Here is a 22,740-nt window from a genome sequence, read left to right on the forward strand (position 1 = left end):
TTAAGGAGAAATCGTTTTCCTCACCTGATATGCCTTGTTATTTTTTGTAGAATCTTTTATAATAAAACTTATATGAAAAACTATTTGAAGCTACGCTCGATCATGATTGCGATCAGTATTCTATTGTGCATAGCGGGAACGGGTACACTGGGCTACTTGCATGTTACGCAACCAATAGCATCAGCAATCGACAAAAAAGCAAAGAAAACAAAAGAAGCAAAAGAACAAGATATCGAAAAGTCTACCCCTGAGACAAAAAAGCCACGTATCAAATCTCCTGAAGCCAAGCAAGCGGTGCTAGATGCTGATAGGGAGACAATGAATGAGTATGGCTTAGTCTATGATTATGCTAATAAAGGTTTGGTAGAGGTTGTTCAGGATTTCCTAGCAGAAAGTGAAATTGATCCATCACAAGTTGCCTTCACTTATCGCAATGCCATTACAGGAGAGCAATTTGCCATGAATGATCTCCAACCAATGACTGGAGGAAGCACCTATAAGCTACCATTAAACATGTTGGTGGTGGATGAGGTCGCAAAAGGCAAACTCAATTTAACAGACCGGTTTGACATTACCAATACCTACTATGAATATGTAGGGGAGCATGACAATTACGTTGCTGCCTTCGATGGTGCCATGTCTATTCCTGATATGCAACGCTATTCATTGGTTTACTCTGAAAATACCCCTGCCTATGCCTTAGCAGATCGTTTAGGGGGAATAGAGCAAGCGCGTAAGTTATTCAGTCGCTATGGTCAATCCCGTTCACCAGAAGTCAAAACCTTTAGCGAAGATAATAAAACGACGACAGATTATTACATCCATGTCTTGGAGTACCTTTGGAATCATCAAGAAAAATATGCAGATTTGCTGGAATTAATTGGGGAATCTTTCCCAGGTGAGTACTATAAGAAATTCTTGCCAGATTTGGTGATCCAACAAAAACCAGGCTATGTTGCTGAAGCACTTAATGTAGATGCTATTGTCCGTGAATCGACTCCTTATATGGTTGCTATTTACACTGCAGGACTTGGAGGTACGACTCCAGAAAGTTCTGAAATCAGTGGCGTTGGTCTTTATCAATTGGGGCAATTGGCATATGTTATCAATGAATGGCATCGTGTCAATATGAATGAATAATCGACAGAAGGTCTGAGTTATGCTCAGGCCTTTTTTTCTAACAAACAATTACTTGGTGTTTCGAATTATTTTTCTGTTCTATAGAGACTTCTTTCTCTTTTCTATGAAAAGTATGTTATACTAATAACAGTAATAAGAGAAAGTATAGATATGATTACAAAGGAAGATTACCTGTTGCTTCGCTCGCATCCAGCCTTTTCTGCGCTACCAGTGGAGCTATTTGATAAATTAGCTGTTGAAATTCATACCAGGGATATCCCTAAGGGACAAATTTTATTTTATGCAGGAGATAAGCGGGAGCGCCTTTTTCTTCTGGCAAACGGCTTTGCTCGTATTGAGCAATTTGATTCGTCGGACCAATTCTCCTATATGGATTATATAAAGAAGGGGGCTTTGTTCCCTTATGGTGGGATGTTCCAGGATGAGCGTTACCACTATACAGCTAGTGCGGTGACGGATTTACGTTGTTTTGTTATTCCCGTTCATCTTTATGAATTTTATGCCAAAGAGAGTAAGGAGCAATTGCTCTTTATTATGAGAAAGATCTCCTCCATCCTAGAATTTCAAGAGTTGCGCTTGCGCAATGTCGTGACAGCTAGTGCTAGTGAGCGCGTGATTCAATCTTTAGCAATTCTGTGCAAGGACTATGAAAGTCTAGGAAATCAGCTTCCATTTCCAATTAGTATGAAGGAAATGGCCAAATTAGCAGCCACAACTCGAGAAACCGTCAATCAAGTTTTAAAGAAACTCATCGATTCTCATAAGGTCCAGTATGAGAGAAAACAACTAACTTTTCTAGATACAGCCTATTTTTTAAAGAGTTTTGAAGAGATCAACTAATTTGTTGATCTTTTTATTTTTTTACAAAAAAATATATATTCATAAAAATGATATAAAAGGCAAAATATGCAAAGAAAACGCTTCATATTAACTAAAAAATAGGAAAGATTCAAAAAAATGCCAAATTCTTTGCATTCAAAAAGTAGAATCCTTTGTGAAAGCGGTACCAATTGGTGATAAAATAAAACCTGTAAACAGGATTAGCTATGCTAAACCGCAAGAAAAAAGGAGGACTATAGATGTCTACACACCCAATTCATGTTTTCTCAGAAATTGGAAAACTGAAAAAAGTTTGTTTGCACCGTCCAGGTAAAGAGTTGGAAAACTTGATGCCTGACTATCTTGAACGTCTTCTTTTTGATGATATTCCATTCTTGGAAGATGCTCAAAAAGAACACGACGCATTTGCTGAAGCACTTCGTAACGAAGGAATCGAAGTACTTTATCTTGAACAGTTGGCTGCTGAGTCATTGACTTCTCCAGAAATTCGCGATCAGTTCATCGAAGAATACCTTGAAGAAGCGAACATTCGTGGACGCCAAACAAAAATTGCGATCCGTGAATTGCTTCACAGCATTGAAGACAACCAAGAATTGGTTGAAAAAACAATGGAAGGGGTTCAAAAAGCTGAACTTCCAGAAATTCCTGAAGAAGCAAAAGGATTGACAGACCTTGTTGAATCTGACTATCCATTTGCTATCGACCCAATGACAAACTTGTACTTCACACGTGACCCATTTGCAACAATTGGTAATGCAGTATCATTGAACCACATGTACGCAGATACACGTAACCGTGAAACTTTGTATGGTAAATACATCTTCAAATACCACCCAGTTTACGGTGGAAAAGTTGAACTTGTCTACAACCGTGAAGAAGATACTCGTATCGAAGGTGGAGATGAGTTGGTACTTTCTAAAGATGTATTGGCAGTTGGTATCTCACAACGTACTGATGCTGCATCAATCGAAAAATTGTTGGTAAACATCTTCAAGAAGAACGTTGGCTTCAAGAAAGTATTGGCCTTCGAATTTGCTAACAACCGTAAATTCATGCACTTGGATACAGTATTCACAATGGTGGACTACGATAAATTCACAATCCACCCAGAAATCCAAGGTAACCTTCGCGTCTTCTCTGTAACTTATGAAAACGAACAATTGAAGATCGTTGAAGAAAAAGGTGATTTGGCTGAATTGCTTGCTGAAAACCTTGGTGTTGAAAAAGTTACATTGATTCCATGTGGAGGTGGCAACGTCGTTGCTGCTGCACGTGAACAATGGAACGACGGATCAAATACTCTTACAATCGCACCAGGTGTGGTAGTAGTATACGACCGTAACACTGTTACGAACAAGAAATTAGAAGAATACGGACTTCGTTTGATTAAGATCCGCGGAAGTGAATTGGTTCGCGGTCGTGGTGGACCTCGTTGTATGTCAATGCCATTCGAACGTGAAGAAATCTAATCATCCTTCTTCAGGTTAGACGGGCTCAGTGTCTAAACTGAGCCCTCTAAACTGAATGACAGGATCCTATCATGCATAATTAAAGGAGATAATTAATGACAACTTCAGTATTCCAAGGGCGTAGCTTTTTAGCAGAAAAAGACTTTACACGTGCAGAGTTAGAATACCTTATCGGACTTTCAGCTCACTTGAAAGACCTTAAAAAACGCAACATCGAACACCACTACCTTGCTGGTAAAAACATTGCGCTTTTGTTTGAAAAAACTTCAACTCGTACTCGTGCAGCCTTCACTACTGCAGCAATCGACCTTGGTGCTCACCCAGAATACCTAGGTGCAAACGATATCCAACTTGGTAAAAAAGAATCTACAGAAGATACTGCAAAAGTTCTCGGACGTATGTTTGATGGTATCGAATTCCGTGGATTTAGCCAACGCATGGTTGAAGAATTGGCTGAATTCTCAGGTGTTCCAGTATGGAATGGTTTGACTGACGAATGGCACCCAACTCAAATGCTTGCTGACTACTTGACTGTTCAAGAAAACTTTGGGCGTTTGGAAGGTTTGACACTTGTATACTGTGGTGACGGACGTAACAACGTTGCAAACAGCCTTCTTGTAACAGGTGCAATCCTTGGTGTGAACGTACACATCTTCTCTCCAAAAGAACTCTTCCCAGAACAAGAAATTGTTGAATTGGCAGAAGGATTCGCAAAAGAAAGTGGCGCTCATATTTTGATCACTGAAGATGCTGATGAAGCTGTGAAAGGTGCAGATGTACTTTACACTGACGTTTGGGTATCTATGGGTGAAGAAGACAAATTTGCAGAACGCGTTGCCCTTTTGAAACCTTACCAAGTAAACATGGAATTGGTTAAGAAAGCTGATAACGAAGACTTGATCTTCTTGCACTGCTTGCCAGCTTTCCACGACACAAACACTGTTTATGGTAAAGATGTTGCTGAAAAATTCGGCGTAGAAGAAATGGAAGTTACTGACGAAGTGTTCCGTAGCAAATATGCTCGTCACTTTGACCAAGCTGAAAACCGTATGCACACCATCAAAGCGGTTATGGCAGCGACTCTTGGTAACATGTACATTCCAAAAGTTTAAGACTTTATAACCGTATACCAACAGCTATAGGGGCTGGACTGCTAGCTTTAGTCCTGCCCCTATTTTTTATAGAAAGGGAAAACCTATGTCAAGAAAAATCGTTGTTGCTTTGGGAGGAAATGCTATTCTCTCATCTGATCCTTCTGCTCAAGCTCAACAAGAAGCGCTTGTAGAAACAGCAAAACACTTAGTCAAATTAATCAAAAATGGGGATGACTTGATCATCACTCACGGAAATGGTCCTCAAGTAGGGAACCTCTTGCTCCAACACTTGGCAACAAACTCTGAAAAGAACCCTGCTTTCCCACTTGATTCATTAGTTGCTATGACCGAAGGAAGCATTGGCTACTGGCTTCAAAATGCTCTTCAAAATGCTCTTCTTGAAGAAGGAATCGAAAAAGACGTGGCTTCTGTTGTGACACAAGTCGTTGTTGATAAGAACGACCCAGCTTTTGTCAACCTCAGCAAACCAATTGGCCCATTCTACTCAGAAGAAGAAGCAAAAGCAGAAGCTGAAAAATCAGGTGCAACTTTCAAAGAAGATGCTGGTCGTGGCTGGCGTAAAGTTGTGGCTTCACCAAAACCAGTGGATATCAAAGAAATCAATACCATTCGTACTTTGTTGAACGACGGTCAAGTCGTTGTTGCAGCCGGTGGTGGCGGTATCCCAGTTGTGAAAGAAGCAGATGGTAGCCTATCTGGTGTTGAAGCGGTAATCGATAAAGACTTCGCATCTCAACGTTTGGCTGAATTAGTAGAAGCAGACCTCTTCATCGTCTTGACTGGTGTCGATTATGTCTTTGTGAACTACAACAAACCAGACCAAGCAAAATTGGAACATGTTAATGTGGCTCAATTGGAAGAATATATCAAACAAGACCAATTTGCACCAGGAAGCATGCTTCCTAAGGTAGAAGCTGCCATTGCCTTCGTCAATGGTCGCCCGGAAGGAAAAGCAGTTATTACATCCCTTGAAAACCTTGGAGCTTTGATTGAGTCTGAAAGTGGAACAATCATCCAAAAAGACTAATGAAAAATTAGGAAAAAACTAGTATTTTAAAGCTTATTGTGATAGAATAAGTCTATAGGTAAGCGTTTTACAAGAGACTCTTGTAAAACATCACTCACACTTTGTTGCGTTAGGAGGAAGACAAATGAGTGAAAAAACGAAAAAAGGATTTAAGATGCCTTCATCTTTTTCCGTATTGTTAATTATCATTGCCATTATGGCAGTGTTAACTTGGATCATTCCAGCTGGTCAATACAAGGTTGATAAAGCTGGTGCCATCATCGCAGGTAGTTATGAATCTGTGAAACAAAATCCTCAAGGGATTTGGGATGTCTTGATGGCTCCGATCAATGCCATGCTTGGTAAAGCACCAACTAGTGCAGCGATTGACGTAGCCTTCTTCATCTTGATGGTCGGTGGTTTCCTTGGAGTTGTGAACGAAACAGGTACCCTTGATGTAGGGATTGCTTCTATCGTTCGTAAATACAAAGGCCGCGAAAAAATGTTGATCTTGATCTTGATGCCATTGTTTGCCCTTGGTGGGACAACTTATGGTATGGGTGAAGAAACCATGGCCTTCTATCCACTTCTTGTACCTGTTATGATGTCCGTTGGTTTTGACAGCTTAACAGGGGTAGCCATTATCCTTTTAGGATCACAAATCGGATGTTTGGCGTCAACATTGAACCCATTTGCAACAGTTATCGCTTCTGACACTGCAGGTATCTCAAGTGCCTCAGGTCTCTTGCTCCGTGTAATCTTCTGGATTGTCTTGACAGCCCTTAGCACATACTATGTATATCGTTATGCAGATAAGGTTCAAAAAGACCCAACCAAATCTCTCACCTATGCAACTCGTGAAGAAGATTTGAAACACTTCAACGTTGATAGTGGCGAAGAAATTCCTTCACAAATGAACAAGAAACAAAAACGTGTCTTGCTCGTCTTCATTTCAACATTCGTTATCATGGTTGCTGGATTTATTCCATTCAAAGATTTGGGTATTACATTCTTTGAAAACTTTAACGAATCTCTCCATAAAGTTCCAGTGCTTGGTCAATTGATCGGTAACACAGATGCTCTTGGTACATGGTACTTCCCTCAAACAGCTATGCTCTTTGCCTTTATGGGAATCCTTGTTGGTATCATTTATGGCTTGAAAGAAGATAAAATCATTTCATCCTTCATGAATGGTGCAGCTGACCTCTTGAGTGTTGCTCTTATCGTAGCGGTAGCACGTGGTATCCAAGTCATCATGAATGACGGTATGATCACTGCGACAATTCTTCACTGGGGTGAAGAAGGACTTAAAGGTCTTTCATCTCAATTGTTCATTGTCTTGACTTACATTTTCTACTTGCCAATGTCATTCTTGATCCCATCATCATCTGGTCTTGCCAGCGCAACAATGGGTATCATGGCACCTCTTGGTAAATTCGTCAATGTACCAGGTAGCTTGATTGTCACAGCTTACCAATCTGCATCTGGTGTCTTGAACTTAATCGCACCAACTTCAGGTATTGTAATGGGGGCTCTTGCTCTTGGACGTATTGACTTGAGTGCATGGTGGAAATTCATGGGTAAATTGGTCGTAGCGATTGTTGTGATCACCATTGCCCTTCTTCTACTAGGAACAATGGTTCCATTCTTGCAATAGCATAAAGTAGGTGTTTCATGAAAAATAGAATAAAGGACGATGTAAAAGAGCAGTTTTTAAACTCGCTCCAAACCATCATTTCTTACCCTTCTGTATTAAATGAAGGGGAAAATGGAACACCGTTTGGACAAGCTATCCAAGATGTCCTAGAAAAAACCTTAGAGCTTGCTCGAGAATTAGGTTTTCAAACATATATAGATCCTGAAGGATACTATGGATATGCAGAGATCGGTCAGGGGGAAGAACTCCTGGCCGTTCTTTGTCACTTGGATGTTGTTCCAGCCGGTGATTTACAAGATTGGCAAACGCCACCTTTTGAAGCGACTGTTATAGGTGACTATCTAGTAGGTCGCGGTGTGCAGGATGACAAGGGGCCGTCCCTCGCTGCCCTTTATGCAGTTAAGAGTTTGCTGGATGATGGTATCCAGTTTACCAAACGAATCCGCTTTATCTTTGGAACGGATGAAGAAACCTTGTGGCGCTGTATGAATCGTTACAACCAAATCGAAGAGCAAGCAAATCTTGGATTTGCACCGGATTCCTCTTTCCCATTAACCTATGCTGAAAAAGGCTTATTACAAGTGAAATTGCATGGTTCAGGTTGGGACGATCTTCCCTTACAGGCTGGTCAGGCCCTCAATGTTGTTCCAGACAAGGCGACCTATGCTGGCCATCGTTTGGAAGAGTTGCTTCCTGTTTTGGATCAAAGTGGGGTTCAGTATAGCCAAACAGAAGATTCTGTAACGGTCTTGGGTGTTTCCAAGCACTCTAAAGATGCAGCTGAAGGAGTGAATGCCATTGTCGGTTTAGCGGAAAGTTTATCCCTCATCCAACCCCATCCAGCTTTGCTCTTTATTGCAGATGCTGTTGGTGAGGATGCGACTGGTGGGGCTCTATTTGGTAGAATTACAGATGAACCAAGTGGCGATCTTTCCTTCAATCTTGCGACCCTTGTCATCGATCAAGAACAATCGGAAATCGGGATTGATATCCGGATCCCCGTCTTAGCAGACAAGGATGCCTTAGTAGCTCGTTTGCGAGAAATTGCAGCTAGTTATCAGTTGGAATATGAAGAGTTTGATTATTTGGCTCCTTTATATGTTCCTTTGGATAGTCCTTTAGTCAGCTCTTTGATGGCAGTCTATCAGGAAGAAACTGGTGATAAGACGCCAGCCATGTCTTCTGGTGGTGCGACATTTGCGCGGACCATGGAAAATTGTGTCGCTTTTGGGGCTCTTTTCCCAGGTGCAGAACAGACCGAGCACCAAGCCAATGAACGAGCAAAAATTGACGATCTCTATGCTGCGATGGAAATCTATCGAGAAGCCATTCAACGCTTAGCTACAACATAAAAAGTTTGGAAACTTGGTTTCCAAACTTTTTATTTACTAAAGAAGAAGGGTGGGGTGAATTCTTTTAATTTTTCGAAACAATCCAAAGCTCCTTGATTGTCTTCGCAGATAACCAAACAGACATCGTCTCCACAGATGGTGGCTACAATTTCTTGGAGTTCCAATGCATCTAAGATAGCTCCAAAGGATTGGGCAAGACCTGGAAGAGTTTTTACAACGACCTGGTTTTGAACGGGCCGCAACATGACTAAGGCATCTTCCATATACATCCGCAGTCGCTTTTCCCAACGGGAAGGAGCGATGGTGTTCATGGCATAGTAGGAACTATCCCCCTCGTTAATTTTTACTAGATTCAAGGATTTGACATCCCGTGAAAGGGTGGACTGGGTAACGAGAACGCCATTGGCCTCTAAGGCTTCTTGAAGTTCTTGTTGGGTATGAATCCTACGCTCAGAAATAATAGAGCGGATCAAGCGGTGGCGGCTTTCAATTTTATTCATGAGTGACTCCTTTACTTGATGAACATAGCATCCCCAAAACTGAAGAACCGGTAGCGTTCCTGAATAGCATGGTGGTATGCTTCGAGGGTTAATTCACGGCCAGCAAAGGCAGAAACCAACATGACCAGAGTTGATTTTGGAAGGTGGAAGTTGGTTGAAAAGGCATCGACGACTTTCCATTCATAACCTGGTTTGATAAAAATATTGGTCCAACCTGAATCGGCCTGGATGTCTCCATCAAATTTGTTACCAATCGTTTCAAGGGTCCGAATAGAAGTCGTTCCGACGGCTACGATACGTTTTCCTGCAGCTTTTACCTGCCGAAGGGTAGCAGCAGCCTCTTCAGAAAGTTGGTAAAATTCAGAGTGCATCTCATGGTCTTCAAGATTGTCCACAGATACTGGACGGAAGGTTCCTAGGCCCACATGAAGGGTCAAATAGACCAGGTGAACCCCTTTTGCTTCAATCTTTTGGAGCAATTCTTGGGTGAAATGAAGACCTGCCGTTGGAGCTGCAGCAGAACCATTTTCTTTGGCGTAAACGGTTTGGTAGCGTTCACGGTCAGCAAGCTTTTCATGAATATAGGGAGGAAGTGGCATTTCGCCAAGGCTTTCTAGAACTTCTAAAAAGATCCCATGGTAATGGAAGCGTACGATGCGACCTCCGTGCTCTAATTCTTCCTCAACAGTTGCGGTCAAGCGACCATCTCCGAAGCTGACTGTGGCACCTACCTTTAAGCGTTTTGCAGGTTTTGCCAAGACTTCCCAACAGTCGTCTTGTGTATTCTTAAGGAGAAGGAATTCGACGTGACCACCTGTTTCAGGTTTGACTCCATGAAGGCGGGCTGGTAGAACTCGCGTATTGTTCATGACAAGAGCATCTCCTGTCTCCAATTCATCCAAAATGGCATCAAAATGACGGTCTTGGAATTGCCCTGTTTTTCGATCGAGGATCAAGAGTTTAGAGGCATCTCGTTTTTCAAGAGGGGTTTGGGCAATCAGTTCTTCAGGCAAATCAAAGTCAAAGTCGTTGGTATTCATTTGCGCTCCTTTTATAATAAATTTGTGAGTAGATAGATGGTAGTCCCGACAGCTAAGAGCATCAGGCAGATTCCCATCAAAAAGATCAGGACCTTGAGAATCTTTCTTTGATGAATCAAGAAAGATAAGAGAAAGACAAGGAGTCCGATCAAAAAAATGATGAATAATAGTGATACAATCATACTCTCCATTATATCACGAATCGACTTGAAAATGAAAAAAACGCCAGAAAAAGATAGCGGTTTCACTTGACAAAAATTGGTCTATACCATATAATAAAAGCATAGAGAAATAGGAGGACTATCCAATGAAAATTATTGAAGTAAAGGACCAAATTGAGGGTGGAAAAGTTGCCTTTGATATATTGAAAGAAACATTACAGAAAGGTGCTCAAACCTTAGGTCTTGCGACTGGAAGCAGTCCCCTTGAGTTTTATAAACAAATTCGTGAAAGTGATTTGGATCTGTCTAACCTAATTAGTGTTAACTTAGATGAATACGTAGGGTTGACGGGAGATGATCCTCAATCTTATCGTTATTTCATGGAGAAGAATCTCTTTGATGCCAAACCATTCAAAGAAAGTTTTCTCCCATCAGGTGTAGAAGAATCTGCCGATCAGGAAGTCATCCGCTATAACAAAATACTCGAAGACCATCCAGTGGACCTCCAAATCTTAGGTATTGGGCGCAATGGACATATCGGTTTTAATGAGCCAGGAACATCCTTTGACAGTCAGACCCACTTAGTTCAGTTGGATGACTCTACGATTGAAGCCAATTCTCGTTTCTTTGATAAGATCGAAGATGTACCAACTCAAGCCATTTCGATGGGGATTGCCAATATCTTAGCTGCGAAATCAATTGTTTTGTTTGCTTATGGGGAATCGAAAGCTCAAGCGATCAAAGGTACGGTAGAAGGTGAAAGGACAGAAAAAGTGCCAGCTAGTGCCCTTCAAGGACATCCAAATGTGACCATTATTGCGGATAAGGAAGCCTTGAGCTTGTTAAGTCGATAAAAAAAAGGACCTATCGCCGATTTATTCGGGTCAGATAGGTTTTTTTCTGCTTTAAAGTATGGTACAATACAAGTAATTATCTGCTGGGATTAGCTCTTTTCATCTACTGGGAGACAAGAGGAAAGGGCATGAGGGCTAGAAGCTTGTTTCAGCCTCCAGCTGATTAGTCTGTTATAAAGGAAAAGTTTATGATAAAAAAATATTTGATCCATATTTGCCTCCTTCTGAGTCTCTTATGCCAGCCGATTCTAGCGAGTGCGGATGAATTGGTGGATATGGCGCAAAAGATGTATCCAAATGACAATGTCCAAGCCATTAACCGCCCGCATTCTTCGCTCATTATTGACGGAAATACGGGAAATGTTCTTTGGAAAGACAATATCGATGAACCCAGAGATCCTGCAAGCATGAGTAAGCTCATGACGCTCTATCTCTTGTTTGAAGATATGGCAAGTGGCAAGATCGGTAAGGATACAGTGATCAAGGCGACCGCTTCAGACCAAGCAATCGGAAAGATCTATGAGATCTCCAACAATAATATTGTTGCTGGGGTAGACTATACAATTCCGGAGTTGATTACCATGACAGTGGTTCCATCCTCAAATGTATCGACCCTCATGTTGGCTAATCTCATGTCCAACAATGATCCAGATGCCTTTATCGAGCGCATGAATGCCAAGGCTAAGGAATTAGGGATGACCAATACGGTCTGGAATAACCCGAGTGGGGCAGCCATCTCCACCTTGCAAGGCTACTATCCGGTAAACAATTATCCAAATGACGCTGCTAACCAGACAACTGCGCGTGATTTAGGAATTCTGGTCTATCATTTTATCAATCAATACCCAGATATTTTAAACTATACCAATCAAGCACAAGTTACGGTTAAAAAAGGGACTCCGTATGAGGAAACCTTTGATACCTACAATTATTCATTGCCAGGAGCCAAGTATGCTTTGAAAGGTGTAGATGGTTTAAAAACTGGATCAAGTCCTCGTGGAGCCTTCAACTATATCGCGACCATCAAACGGGGCAATCAGCGCTTAATTGCTGTCATTATGGGCGTAGGAGATTGGGCAGACCAAGATGGGGAATATTACCGTCATCCGTTTGGCAATGCCTTGATCGAAAAAGCCTATAAAGATTTTGGTTATAAAAAATTGCTAGATGCAGGTGTCCAGAAGATTGACGGCAAGACCTATACACTTGAAAAACCCTTCTATGCAACGGTCAAAAAAGGTGCTAAAGAACCGACCCTTGCGGTAAAAGATGGCTATCTGACAGTAGATAATGATCTCTATACGTTGTCTGAAGGTATCCGAGATGATATGAAGGTGGAAGAAGGATCCAAGCCAGAGCTTGTCAAAGAAACAGCAAGTGGGAAAAAGACAACGGCTAAGCACAGTAAATGGCTTTCGCTGGATCACTTCCTGATTTTGATTCCGATTCTCATTCTTGTCATCATTCTCTCGATTGAAAAACAAAGTCGTGAGAGACGCAAAATAGAGGCTCAGAAGCGCTATAATAAAGAATAAAATAAAACCTAACTGATTGTCAGTTGGGTTTTGTCATTGTCCCATTCCGATATTTTTAGAAAGGATTTATATGAAAAAATTCCGAAATTCTTATGCGGCTTATATGCTGCTCTATAGTTTTTATTTTATGTCCACGTCTCTCTTTACGACCCTCATTTCCGTCTATTTGATGGGGAAGCACTATAGTGCAACTCAAGTGTCGACCTTAGTATCGGTTGCCTTTTTCTTATCCATGGTAGCCCAACCCTTCTTTGGGTATATCAATGAGCGATTTGGAATCGTAAAAATGACGACCCTCAGTCTGAGTGTGATCATTGGTGGTGTCCTCGGTTTTCTTTGGGCCCCCAATCTCTTTTGGCTGACCGTTTTTTATGGGAGTGTTCTAGTCTGTTTGAATGGGACAGCTCCCATGATGGAAGTTTTTGCAACGCAAAGTCCATACGCTTTTGGGAAGATTCGCGTTTGGGGAACCATTGGCTACTCGGTCGGTGTCCAAATAGCTGGCTGGGTCTATCATCAGTTTAGCCCCCAAGCAGTCTATTATACGGTTTTGATCACCATTGTACTCAGCATTTTCTGTCTAAGTGCCGTTCGGATGAAGACAAGAGAGAAAAAAGAAGAAAAGGTTAAAGAGCCAGTTTCTATTCGTCCCCTTCTTCACAATGGACCTTACCTCTTCTTTATCATTTTGATTGGCTTGGCTTCAGGTGTTGGAAATATTGGTCATACCTATATTCCTGAGCTACTCATGGATAGTGGTCTACCAGTTCATATTGCCTCAACAGTTGTGGCTATCTCCGTCGTAGTGGAAGCCCCCTTGATCTTTTTCTCTGATCGATTCATGGACCACTGGCCTTTACGGGTTTTGATCGCTCTTCCAATTGGAATTATTTTCGCTCAATATGCTGTCTATGCTCTTCCAAGTCCTGTCTTCTTAAAAGTGCTTCTAACTCTCTTAGCCAAGCATACAACAGGGATGGTTTTGATTATGGTCTCCTTACGGTTTATTGCCCAACAGGTGAATGGCAAAGACTTGGTTCTTGCCATGGCCATTGTCCAAGGAGCTCGTTATTTAGGAACCATTCTCTTACAACCCTTCGCAGCCCTCTTTATTGAAAGAGGCGGTTACCAAGTCATGAGTTTCTTTTTAGCAGGGGTAGTAGGGATCGTCTTTTTGCTGAGCTTTGCCTTAAAAATGCCCCAAGGAAAGGCCCACGGTCTTTTTGGTGGAAAAGTAGACTAATGAAATTGTTACAATTGTATGACGAATAATCCAGGAGTTGGACAGAAATACTGATTTCACAGTATTTTGTCCAACTTTTTTGTTATTATCAAGAACTAGTGATTAATTTGATAATCAAAGTATTTGATGGTAGAATCAGGTAAAATAAATATAAAGGAGACCATTTTATGAAAAAAATGATCTTATCGACAGCTGCTCTTTTAACGATTGTTTCACTAGCTGCTTGTTCTGACAAACAAGACACAAAGAAGGACACTTCAAATGGTCAATCAACTACTAAAGTGACGAGCAAATCTGCCATTACTTCAAAAAGTAAGGATACTTCAACAGATTTAGAAGATACATCCACTTCCATTCTTTTAACAGATGATGAAATCAGTAAAGCAAAAACAGTCGGAGACTTCAAAAAGTTATTTGCAAAAGTAATGGACCAATCTGTTTCTCATACTGAAGAAGCAAGTGCTTCTGTAACAGCTTCTGCAAAAGAGCAATACGATGCAACGATTAGCGCCTTGAAGGAAAAATTAGGAAGCCAAAAAGAAATTTTTTATGAAGGCTTGGACAGCATCGGTTTAAACGGCGATGTCGTTCCTAAAGAAGACCGTGAAGCTCTGATCGAAATATTGAAAGATGCTCGAGACGAGTTGGAAAGTACTCGTAAAGAATTGAAAGATATGCAGAAAGAATTGGGTAAATCTCCTGTTGCAGATGACGACAGTGATGATTCAAATTCAGATTCTGAAGAATAAGATGAAGAAAAGGTTGGTAATTTCCAGCCTTTTTCTTATTTTTTTCGAATGATATAGATGAGGAGGTAGGACTATGTTTATTGCCATGGATAACAATCAAAAGCGGTGGAACTGCATGGAAGAGATCCCAGCTGTGACAGAAGGTCCCTTCTATTGCCTAGCATGTCACAGTCCAGTGCGTCTTAAAAATGGCACGGTTCTGCGGGCTCATTTTGCCCATGTAGAGTTACAGCAGTGTCCCTATCATCACGAAGCTGAGAGTTTTGAACACCTGGAATTAAAAGCCAGCCTTTATAACTGGGCCTCAAAGGAGTCTAGAACAGAAGTAGAAAGTTATTTAGCAGATTTTCAACAAATTGCGGATCTTTTAATAGTGGACAAGAACTTAGCCTTGGAAGTGCAGTGTAGCTCCCTATCTTTAGGACGTTTGAAGGAGAGAAGCGATGCTTATCGATCTAACGGTTATCAGGTCTATTGGTTACTCGGTAAAAAGTTGTGGCTTAAGAAAAGACTAACCAAGCTACAAGCAGGTTTTCTTTATTTTAGTCAGAATCGGGGGTTTCATCTTTGGGAATTGGATCTGACAAAGAAAGAGCTACGTTTGCAATACCTCATCCATGAGGATTTACGAGGGCGATTGCATTATCAAACAGAAATTTTCCCTTTTGGCCAAAGGTCTTTACTAGAAGTCTTACGGACCCCTTATCTTTCGCAACCCATGCAGCATATGGCAGTTGAGCTCGATCGTACATTTTTAACGTATATACAGCAACAACTCTTTTATCGTCATCCAAAGTGGCTGAAGCTTCAGGAAGAACTCTATTTGCAGGGACACCATCTGATGGAACTGGGGCTGGATTTCTTTTATCCTCTTTGTCGTCCGATCCTTTCACAGAACTTGCTTCAAATTGAAGAGAATGTAGAAGATTACTACCAGCAATTTATGACCTATTATCAGTCGCAAGGGATCCAACCTGTTCAGATCCTCTATCCCCCACGTTTTTATGCTCAGCAGAAAAGCTAACTTTCTAAGATAGAAATCCTCCCGAAATGTTCATTTTTATGCTAAAATAGTACCATTGGAGGATTAATCGAAATGGTAAAACAACGAAATGAAATTGATGAAAAATACCAATGGGATTTGTCGACAATTTTTGCGACAGATCAAGCTTGGGAAGAAGAAGCAACCAGCTTAGCTGCAGATATTAAAGCAGCAAGCCACTATGCTGGTCATTTGTTGGATTCGGCGCAAACACTGTTGGATACAACCAATGCATATTTGGAATTGAGCCGTCGCTTAGAAAAGGTCTACGTCTATGCTCATATGAAAAATGACCAAGACACACGAGTGGCTAAATACCAAGAGTACCAATCAAAAGGGATGTCTCTTTATAGCTTGTTAGGTGAAACCTTTGCCTTCTATGAGCCTGAATTCATGGCCATTACGGATGAGCAGTATAAGGCCTTTGTGAGTGAAGTTCCAGCCTTGGAACAATATGGTCATTATTTTGATCGTTTGCTAGAGAAAAAAGAACATGTCTTGTCTCAAAAAGAAGAGGAATTACTTGCAGGAGCTGGTGAGATCTTTGCGGCTGGTGGTGAAACCTTTGAAATCTTGGACAATGCAGATATTGTTTTCCCAACTGTACATGATGACAAGGGCGAAGAAGTTCAATTAACCCATGGAAACTATATTTCTTTGGTAGAATCAAAAGATCGTGCCGTTCGTAAAGAAGCTTACGAAGGTCTCTACAAGGTTTATGAACAGTACCAACATACCTATGCTAAAACCTTGCAAACCAATGTGAAAGTTCACAACTTTAATGCCAAAGTTCGCAAATTCTCATCTGCCCGTGAAGCGGCCCTTTATGAAAACTTTGTACCAGAAAGTGTTTATGATAGCTTGGTAGCAGCGGTGAACAAACATTTGCCACTCTTGCAACGCTATGTGCAATTGCGTTCAAAAATTCTAGGAATCTCAGACTTGAAGATGTACGATATGTATACGCCATTATCCGATACAGACTACAAGTTTACCTACGAAGAATCATTGGCTAAAGCAGAAGAAGTCTTGGCTGTTTTGGGTGAGGACTATCTTTCTCGTGTGAAACGGGCCTTTAGCGAACGGTGGATCGACGTGCATGTCAACCAAGGAAAACGCTCAGGTGCCTATTCAGGTGGTTCTTATGATACCAATGCCTTCATGTTGTTGAACTGGCAAGATACATTGGATAATCTCTTCACCTTGGTGCATGAAACTGGTCACAGTATGCATTCTAGCTATACCCGTGAAACCCAGCCTTATGTCTATGGGGACTATTCCATCTTCCTTGCCGAAATCGCCTCTACAACCAATGAAAATATCCTGACCGAACGTCTGTTAGAAGAAGTAGAAGACGATGCAACTCGTTTTGCTATTTTGAATCACTTCTTGGATGGCTTCCGTGGAACCGTCTTCCGTCAAACGCAGTTTGCTGAATTTGAGCATGCCATTCATAAAGCAGACCAAGAAGGTACCGTTTTGACTAGTGAGTTCTTGAACAACCTTTATGCAGAGCTCAATGAAAAATACTATGGTCTTTCAAAAGAAGACAACCCTGAGATCCAATATGAATGGGCTCGGATTCCTCACTTCTACTATAACTACTATGTCTTCCAATATTCAACAGGTTTTGCAGCAGCTTCAGCCTTAGCTGAAAAAATTGTTCATGGAACACAAGAAGATCGTGATAAATATATCGACTACTTGAAGGCTGGAAATTCTGACTATCCACTCAACGTCATCCGTAAAGCAGGTGTGGATATGGAAAAAGAAGACTACTTGGACGCAGCTTTTGCGGTCTTTGAACGTCGGTTGAATGAATTTGAAGCCCTAGTAAAAAAATTAGGACTCGCATAAGATGGTAGAGTCTTATAGTAAAAATGCCAACCACAACATGCGCCGGCCAGTGGTTAAAGACGAGATCGTTGACTTTATGCGCACGCGTCAAAAACCGGTAGCAGGTGCCTTGGAGGAGTTAGAAGCATTCGCCCGCAAGGAAAATATTCCGATTATTCCGCATGAAACGGTAGCTTACTTTAGACTACTCCTACAAGCCTTGCAACCAAAGAAAATCCTTGAAATTGGGACAGCAATTGGGTTTTCAGCGCTCTTAATGGCTGAAAATGCTCCCGATGCACAAATTACTACTATTGATCGGAATGAAGAGATGATTGGCTTTGCCAAGGAAAATCTGGCTAAATACGATCAGCGAAAACAAATCACCTTGCTTGAAGGAGATGCGGTAGATGTCTTGCAGGATTTGACAGAGACCTATGACTTTGTCTTTATGGACTCTGCTAAGTCTAAGTACATCGTCTTTTTACCACGAATTCTCGAACTCTTAGAAGTTGGGGGAGTCGTGGTATTGGATGATATTTTCCAAGGAGGAGATGTTGCTAAGGACATCATGGAAGTGCGTCGTGGGCAACGAACCATTTACCGGGGGCTTCAGAACCTCTTTAACGCGACTCTCAACCATCCAGATTTGACCGCTAGTTTGGTGCCACTTGGAGATGGTATTTTGATGATTCGGAAAAATGCAGAGACGGTAACCTTGCCAGATCCTAGCTCTTTTTAGGTAAATTTAAGGTATTCTCTCTAATTTGTGGTAAAATAGAAGAAGTTTAAAAAGGAACGGAGAATAATTTTCATGAAGAAAAAACTTGTAGCGGGTGCTGTGACCTTGCTATCAGTCGTAACACTAGCAGCGTGTGCCAATGGCACAAACAAAGATATCGTGACCATGAAAGGGGACACGATTACAGTTTCTGATTTCTATAATGAAATCAAAACCAACCAAGGTGCTCAACAAGTTCTTTTCCAAATGACCATCAATAAAGTCTTTGAAAAAGAATATGGATCAAAAGTTTCTGATAAAGAAGTCGATAAAGAATTGGCTAAACAAAAGAAACAATTAGGCAACCAATTCGATGCATACTTGGCGCAACAAGGTTTGACGGAAGAAACAGCGAAGAAACAAATCCGCAGCAATATGTTGTTGGAATATGCAGTTAACCAAGCAGCTAAGAAAGATATCAAAGAGTCTGACTACAAGGCGGCTTTTGAATCTTACACACCAGAAGTAACAGCACAAATTATCAAGTTGGATTCAGAAGATAAAGCAAAAGAAGTGTTGGAAGCAGCTAAAGCGGAAGGTGCAGACTTTGCCCAAATCGCCAAAGACAATTCAACAGATACTGCTACAAAAGACAAAGGTGGCGAAGTCAAGTTCGATTCAGGAACAGCAGATGTTCCATCTCAAGTCAAAGAAGCTGCCTTTAAGTTGGATGAAAATGGGATTTCAGATGTGATCACAGTTTCAGCAGGTCAAAACTATTCTGCTAGCTACTATATTGTCAAATTGAATAAGAAGACAGAAAAAGGTTCTGACTGGAAGAAATACGAAAAACGTTTGAAAGAGATCATTGTTGACGGTCGTAAGCAAGATACTAACTACATCCGTAGCATTATTGCAAAAGCGATGACCAATGCCAATATCAAGGTCAAAGATGATGCCTTCAAATCAACCTTCAACCAATATTTGCAAAATATCGGTGTTCAAACAAGTGATAGCAGCTCATCATCTAAAAAATAGTTGACGGTTCCTTTTGGAACTTGTATAATGAAATAGTTGAGAATAAATCATTGTTACTCGGAATCAGAGAAGTGGCGGGGGTGCGAGCCATGGAAGGGAAATGATTTTGCTACTCGGCTGAGACAATTGCATACAAAATGAAGAATGACAAGTTCATTGAATGAAGGTGGTACCGCGGTTTTTCGCCCTTCGTTTGGTGGCTTGTCTTTTGTTTATGGGCAGTTGTCTGGAGCTTTTTAAAGGAGATCAAAAGATGCGAACCTATCAAGTGAAACAAAAATTTCGATTGGGTGGCGAGCGGTTCGATATCAAAGATGAGTTGGGAAATGTTGAGTACCAGGTTGAGGGATCTTTTCTTAAGATTCCCAAGACTTTTACCATCTACGATAAGAATGGACAAGAAGTGAGCCACATTACTAAAAAAACAATCAGCCTTCTTCCTAAGTTTGTGGTTGAGTTGAAGGATGGGGACCGCTTTTTTATCCATAAAAAGCTGACGCTCTTCAGGGATAAATACGATATCGAAGATTTGGGACTTCGGGTACAAGGAAATATCTGGGACCTAGAATTCAAATTATTCGATGATCGGGATCAAATCGTCGCTGAGATTAGCAAGGAACTCTTTCATTTAACCTCTACCTACCAAGTATCGGTGTATGAGGATGAATACGCTGATTTAGTCATCTCACTTTGTGTCGCCATCGATTATGTCGAAATGTTAGAAGCTGGCGCAAATTAAGCTTAAAAAAATTAGGAGAAAAATATGAAACAATTATCTAGTGCACAAGTCCGTCAAATGTGGCTTGATTTCTGGGCAAGCAAAGGTCACTCTGTAGAACCATCTGTTAGCTTGGTTCCAGTAAACGACCCAACGCTTTTGTGGATTAACTCAGGGGTTGCTACTCTTAAGAAATACTTCGATGGAACCATCAAACCTGAAAATCCACGGATTACCAATGCTCAAAAAGCCATCCGTACCAACGATATCGAAAACGTAGGGAAGACTGCTCGTCACCATACCATGTTTGAAATGTTGGGGAACTTCTCTATCGGAGATTACTTCCGAGATGAAGCCATTACCTGGGCTTATGAACTCTTGACAAGTCCTGAATGGTTTGACTTCCCTAAAGACAAACTTTACATGACTTATTATCCAGATGACAAGGATTCATACAACCGCTGGATTGAAGTGGGAGTAGATCCAAGTCACTTGATCCCAATCGAAGACAACTTCTGGGAAATCGGTGCAGGGCCTTCTGGACCAGATACAGAAATCTTCTTCGACCGTGGAGAAGAATTTGACCCAGAAAACATCGGTCTTCGTCTGCTTGCAGAAGATATCGAAAACGACCGTTACATCGAAATTTGGAACATTGTCTTGTCACAATTTAACGCTGACCCTGCTGTTCCTCGTAGCGAATACAAGGAATTGCCACACAAGAACATTGATACGGGCGCAGGTTTGGAACGTTTGGTAGCCGTTATTCAAGGGGCGAAGACTAACTTTGAAACAGACCTCTTCATGCCAATCATTCGTGAAGTGGAAAAGATGTCTGGTAAAACCTATGATCCAGATGGAGACAATATGAGCTTCAAGGTGATTGCTGACCACATCCGTTCGATTTCATTTGCGATTGGAGATGGGGCTCTTCCAGGTAATGAAGGACGCGGTTACGTTCTTCGTCGTCTCCTCCGTCGTGCTTCCATGCATGGTCAAAAATTGGGGATTGAAGGAACCTTCTTGTATAAATTGGTTCCAACCGTTGGGAAGATCATGGAAAGTTACTACCCAGAAGTACTTGAAAAACAAGACTTTATCGAAAAAATTATCAAGAGTGAAGAAGAATCATTTGCTCGTACCTTAAACTCTGGTCAACACTTTGCCCAAACCATCGTTGAAGATTTGAAAGCCAAAGGTCAAACAGTGATTGCCGGTCAAGATGTCTTTAAACTTTATGATACCTACGGATTCCCAGTAGAATTGACAGAAGAAATCGCTGAAGAAGCTGGAATGACAGTCGATCGTGAAGGTTTTGAAGCAGCTATGAAGGAACAACAAGAACGTGCGCGTGCATCTGCTGTCAAAGGTGGATCTATGGGGATGCAAAATGAAACCCTTCAAAACATCACAGTTGAAAGTAGCTTCAACTACAATGCTAGCCAATTGCCTTCTAAGTTGGTAGCAATCGTAGCGGATAATGCAGAAGTAGAAGCTGTATCTGAAGGGACTGCATCACTGATCTTTGCAGAAACTCCATTCTACGCTGAAATGGGTGGACAAGTTGCGGACCATGGTCAAATCTTGGATGCTGCAGGAAACGTCGTAGCGACAGTGACAGACGTTCAAAAAGCACCAAATGGACAACCGCTTCATACGGTTGAAGTTCTTGCTCCACTTGCCTTGAACCAAGAATACACTTTGGCTATTGATACCAATCGTCGTCATCGTGTTATGAAGAACCACACAGCCACTCACTTGCTCCATGCGGCTCTTCACAATATCCTTGGTAACCACGCAACCCAAGCGGGATCTCTCAATGAAGTAGAATTCCTTCGCTTTGACTTCACTCACTTCCAAGCTGTGACTCCAGAAGAATTGCGTGCTATTGAACAACAAGTCAATGAAAAGATCTGGGAAGCAATCGCAGTCGAAACGATTGAAACAGATATTGATACTGCTAAAGAAATGGGAGCTATGGCCCTCTTTGGTGAAAAATACGGTAAAGAAGTTCGTGTTGTCACTATCGGGGATTACTCTGTTGAGCTCTGTGGTGGTACCCACGTAGGCAATACTTCTGAAATTGGTCTCTTCAAGATTGTCAAAGAAGAAGGGATCGGATCAGGAACTCGTCGTATCTTGGCAGTAACTGGTAAGGAAGCCTTTGAAGCTTATCGTGAACAAGAAGATGCTCTGAAAGCAGTCGCAGCAACCTTGAAAGCACCTCAACTCAAAGAAGTTCCTCACAAGGTGGAAGGTCTTCAAGAACAACTCCGTCAATTGCAAAAAGAAAATGCAGAATTGAAGGAAAAAGCGGCAGCAGCGGCAGCAGGGGATGTCTTCAAGAATGTTCAAGAAGCAAACGGTCACCGTTACATTGCCAGCCAAGTTTCTGTATCAGATGCAGGTGCCCTTCGTACCTTTGCAGATAACTGGAAACAAAAAGACTACTCTGATGTGCTTGTTCTTGTCGCAGCCATTGGTGACAAGGTCAACGTCCTTGTTGCTAGCAAGACAAAAGATGTGCATGCAGGTAATGTGATCAAAGAATTGGCTCCAATCGTCGATGGACGTGGTGGTGGTAAACCAGACATGGCCATGGCAGGAGGAAGCAACCAAGCGAAAATCCAAGAATTGTTGGATGCCGTAGCAGGTAAATTGTAATAATCGGAGAGGTTGGATGTTTGTCCAACCTCTTTTTTCAAAAAAAAGCAGATCCAATTA

At 41.5% G+C, this 22,740-nt stretch carries 20 protein-coding genes; 17 read left to right on the forward strand and 3 right to left on the reverse strand.

Going from position 1 to position 22,740, the window contains the following annotated elements:
- Window positions 1-72: 72 nt before the first annotated feature.
- The 7 genes from O3642_RS02360 (at window position 73) to O3642_RS02390 (ending at window position 8,579) form a co-directional block, all read left to right on the forward strand.
- Entirely contained in the window at window positions 73-1,140 is a 1,068-nt protein-coding gene (locus O3642_RS02360) for a serine hydrolase (RefSeq protein ID WP_371605313.1), read from the forward strand.
- Between the two features lie 150 nt (window positions 1,141-1,290).
- Window positions 1,291-1,980, forward strand: coding sequence for a Crp/Fnr family transcriptional regulator (locus tag O3642_RS02365; protein WP_155125628.1), 690 nt, complete (start codon window positions 1,291-1,293; stop codon window positions 1,978-1,980).
- 239 nt (window positions 1,981-2,219) lie between these two features.
- Window positions 2,220-3,449: an arginine deiminase gene (gene arcA, locus O3642_RS02370; protein ID WP_003006347.1), complete on the forward strand. Its 1,230-nt coding sequence runs from the start codon at window positions 2,220-2,222 to the stop codon at window positions 3,447-3,449.
- 95 nt (window positions 3,450-3,544) lie between these two features.
- Window positions 3,545-4,561: an ornithine carbamoyltransferase gene (gene argF / locus O3642_RS02375; RefSeq protein WP_135781978.1), complete on the forward strand. Its 1,017-nt coding sequence runs from the start codon at window positions 3,545-3,547 to the stop codon at window positions 4,559-4,561.
- Window positions 4,562-4,646: 85 nt separating this feature from the next.
- Window positions 4,647-5,591: a carbamate kinase gene (gene arcC, locus O3642_RS02380; protein WP_347111772.1), complete on the forward strand. Its 945-nt coding sequence runs from the start codon at window positions 4,647-4,649 to the stop codon at window positions 5,589-5,591.
- Between the two features lie 124 nt (window positions 5,592-5,715).
- A complete protein-coding gene (locus O3642_RS02385) occupies window positions 5,716-7,227 on the forward strand; it encodes a YfcC family protein (RefSeq protein ID WP_003012149.1) in 1,512 nt (503 codons plus the stop codon).
- A gap of 17 nt (window positions 7,228-7,244) precedes the next feature.
- A complete protein-coding gene (locus O3642_RS02390) occupies window positions 7,245-8,579 on the forward strand; it encodes a dipeptidase (RefSeq protein WP_371605314.1) in 1,335 nt (444 codons plus the stop codon).
- A 29-nt stretch (window positions 8,580-8,608) separates the two neighbouring features.
- Here the strand turns inward: O3642_RS02390 and O3642_RS02395 are convergent, their stop codons facing one another.
- The 3 genes from O3642_RS02395 to O3642_RS02405 are packed head-to-tail and all read right to left on the reverse strand — an operon-like array spanning window position 8,609 to window position 10,301.
- On the reverse strand, window positions 8,609-9,079 hold the full coding sequence (locus O3642_RS02395) for an arginine repressor (protein WP_003006364.1): 471 nt from the start codon (window positions 9,077-9,079) through the stop codon (window positions 8,609-8,611).
- A gap of 11 nt (window positions 9,080-9,090) precedes the next feature.
- Window positions 9,091-10,119: a tRNA preQ1(34) S-adenosylmethionine ribosyltransferase-isomerase QueA gene (gene queA / locus O3642_RS02400; protein WP_371605315.1), complete on the reverse strand. Its 1,029-nt coding sequence runs from the start codon at window positions 10,117-10,119 to the stop codon at window positions 9,091-9,093.
- 11 nt (window positions 10,120-10,130) lie between these two features.
- Complete coding sequence (locus O3642_RS02405) at window positions 10,131-10,301, reverse strand: hypothetical protein (protein WP_003012095.1); 171 nt, start codon at window positions 10,299-10,301, stop codon at window positions 10,131-10,133.
- A gap of 125 nt (window positions 10,302-10,426) precedes the next feature.
- Here O3642_RS02405 and O3642_RS02410 point away from each other — a divergent pair, with 125 nt between their 5' ends.
- From O3642_RS02410 to alaS, 10 genes are all read left to right on the forward strand, one after another.
- Window positions 10,427-11,134 carry a glucosamine-6-phosphate deaminase gene (locus O3642_RS02410; protein ID WP_151378885.1) on the forward strand — a complete coding sequence of 236 codons (708 nt, stop codon included), beginning with the start codon at window positions 10,427-10,429 and terminating at the stop codon, window positions 11,132-11,134.
- 188 nt (window positions 11,135-11,322) lie between these two features.
- Entirely contained in the window at window positions 11,323-12,669 is a 1,347-nt protein-coding gene (locus tag O3642_RS02415; protein WP_371605316.1) for a DUF1958 domain-containing protein, read from the forward strand.
- 70 nt (window positions 12,670-12,739) lie between these two features.
- Window positions 12,740-13,912 carry an MFS transporter gene (locus O3642_RS02420; protein ID WP_004219812.1) on the forward strand — a complete coding sequence of 391 codons (1,173 nt, stop codon included), beginning with the start codon at window positions 12,740-12,742 and terminating at the stop codon, window positions 13,910-13,912.
- A gap of 167 nt (window positions 13,913-14,079) precedes the next feature.
- Window positions 14,080-14,661 (forward strand): hypothetical protein, encoded by a 582-nt coding sequence (locus O3642_RS02425; protein WP_371605317.1) that lies wholly within the window; start codon window positions 14,080-14,082, stop codon window positions 14,659-14,661.
- Window positions 14,662-14,734: 73 nt separating this feature from the next.
- On the forward strand, window positions 14,735-15,685 hold the full coding sequence (locus O3642_RS02430) for a competence protein CoiA family protein (RefSeq protein WP_371605318.1): 951 nt from the start codon (window positions 14,735-14,737) through the stop codon (window positions 15,683-15,685).
- Window positions 15,686-15,757: 72 nt separating this feature from the next.
- On the forward strand, window positions 15,758-17,560 hold the full coding sequence (gene pepF, locus O3642_RS02435) for an oligoendopeptidase F (protein ID WP_371605319.1): 1,803 nt from the start codon (window positions 15,758-15,760) through the stop codon (window positions 17,558-17,560).
- Window position 17,561: 1 nt separating this feature from the next.
- Window positions 17,562-18,281, forward strand: a complete 720-nt coding sequence (locus tag O3642_RS02440) for an O-methyltransferase (protein ID WP_118228360.1) — start codon at window positions 17,562-17,564, stop codon at window positions 18,279-18,281.
- A 72-nt stretch (window positions 18,282-18,353) separates the two neighbouring features.
- Entirely contained in the window at window positions 18,354-19,298 is a 945-nt protein-coding gene (gene prsA, locus O3642_RS02445) for a peptidylprolyl isomerase PrsA (protein WP_371605320.1), read from the forward strand.
- A gap of 253 nt (window positions 19,299-19,551) precedes the next feature.
- On the forward strand, window positions 19,552-20,037 hold the full coding sequence (locus O3642_RS02450; protein WP_371605321.1) for an LURP-one-related/scramblase family protein: 486 nt from the start codon (window positions 19,552-19,554) through the stop codon (window positions 20,035-20,037).
- 24 nt (window positions 20,038-20,061) lie between these two features.
- Window positions 20,062-22,680 (forward strand): alanine--tRNA ligase, encoded by a 2,619-nt coding sequence (gene alaS, locus O3642_RS02455; protein WP_371605322.1) that lies wholly within the window; start codon window positions 20,062-20,064, stop codon window positions 22,678-22,680.
- Window positions 22,681-22,740 lie beyond the last annotated feature (60 nt).

Source organism: Streptococcus sp. 27098_8_66 (assembly GCF_041431945.1).
GTDB classification, from domain to species: domain Bacteria; phylum Bacillota; class Bacilli; order Lactobacillales; family Streptococcaceae; genus Streptococcus; species Streptococcus dentalis.

Excerpts from the sequence above, each read along its gene's own strand:
- O3642_RS02410 (WP_151378885.1), top strand. The coding sequence starts at position 10,427 with ATGAAAATTATTGAAGTAAAGGACCAAATTGAGGGTGGAAAAGTTGCC.
- arcA (WP_003006347.1), top strand. The coding sequence starts at position 2,220 with ATGTCTACACACCCAATTCATGTTTTCTCAGAAATTGGAAAACTGAAA.
- alaS (WP_371605322.1), top strand. The coding sequence starts at position 20,062 with ATGAAACAATTATCTAGTGCACAAGTCCGTCAAATGTGGCTTGATTTC.
- pepF (WP_371605319.1), top strand. The coding sequence starts at position 15,758 with ATGGTAAAACAACGAAATGAAATTGATGAAAAATACCAATGGGATTTG.
- O3642_RS02405 (WP_003012095.1), bottom strand. The coding sequence starts at position 10,301 with ATGATTGTATCACTATTATTCATCATTTTTTTGATCGGACTCCTTGTC.
- O3642_RS02365 (WP_155125628.1), top strand. The coding sequence starts at position 1,291 with ATGATTACAAAGGAAGATTACCTGTTGCTTCGCTCGCATCCAGCCTTT.
- O3642_RS02390 (WP_371605314.1), top strand. The coding sequence starts at position 7,245 with ATGAAAAATAGAATAAAGGACGATGTAAAAGAGCAGTTTTTAAACTCG.
- argF (WP_135781978.1), top strand. The coding sequence starts at position 3,545 with ATGACAACTTCAGTATTCCAAGGGCGTAGCTTTTTAGCAGAAAAAGAC.
- O3642_RS02425 (WP_371605317.1), top strand. The coding sequence starts at position 14,080 with ATGAAAAAAATGATCTTATCGACAGCTGCTCTTTTAACGATTGTTTCA.
- O3642_RS02360 (WP_371605313.1), top strand. The coding sequence starts at position 73 with ATGAAAAACTATTTGAAGCTACGCTCGATCATGATTGCGATCAGTATT.
- O3642_RS02420 (WP_004219812.1), top strand. The coding sequence starts at position 12,740 with ATGAAAAAATTCCGAAATTCTTATGCGGCTTATATGCTGCTCTATAGT.
- prsA (WP_371605320.1), top strand. The coding sequence starts at position 18,354 with ATGAAGAAAAAACTTGTAGCGGGTGCTGTGACCTTGCTATCAGTCGTA.
- O3642_RS02440 (WP_118228360.1), top strand. The coding sequence starts at position 17,562 with ATGGTAGAGTCTTATAGTAAAAATGCCAACCACAACATGCGCCGGCCA.
- O3642_RS02450 (WP_371605321.1), top strand. The coding sequence starts at position 19,552 with ATGCGAACCTATCAAGTGAAACAAAAATTTCGATTGGGTGGCGAGCGG.
- arcC (WP_347111772.1), top strand. The coding sequence starts at position 4,647 with ATGTCAAGAAAAATCGTTGTTGCTTTGGGAGGAAATGCTATTCTCTCA.
- queA (WP_371605315.1), bottom strand. The coding sequence starts at position 10,119 with ATGAATACCAACGACTTTGACTTTGATTTGCCTGAAGAACTGATTGCC.
- O3642_RS02430 (WP_371605318.1), top strand. The coding sequence starts at position 14,735 with ATGTTTATTGCCATGGATAACAATCAAAAGCGGTGGAACTGCATGGAA.
- O3642_RS02395 (WP_003006364.1), bottom strand. The coding sequence starts at position 9,079 with ATGAATAAAATTGAAAGCCGCCACCGCTTGATCCGCTCTATTATTTCT.
- O3642_RS02415 (WP_371605316.1), top strand. The coding sequence starts at position 11,323 with ATGATAAAAAAATATTTGATCCATATTTGCCTCCTTCTGAGTCTCTTA.
- O3642_RS02385 (WP_003012149.1), top strand. The coding sequence starts at position 5,716 with ATGAGTGAAAAAACGAAAAAAGGATTTAAGATGCCTTCATCTTTTTCC.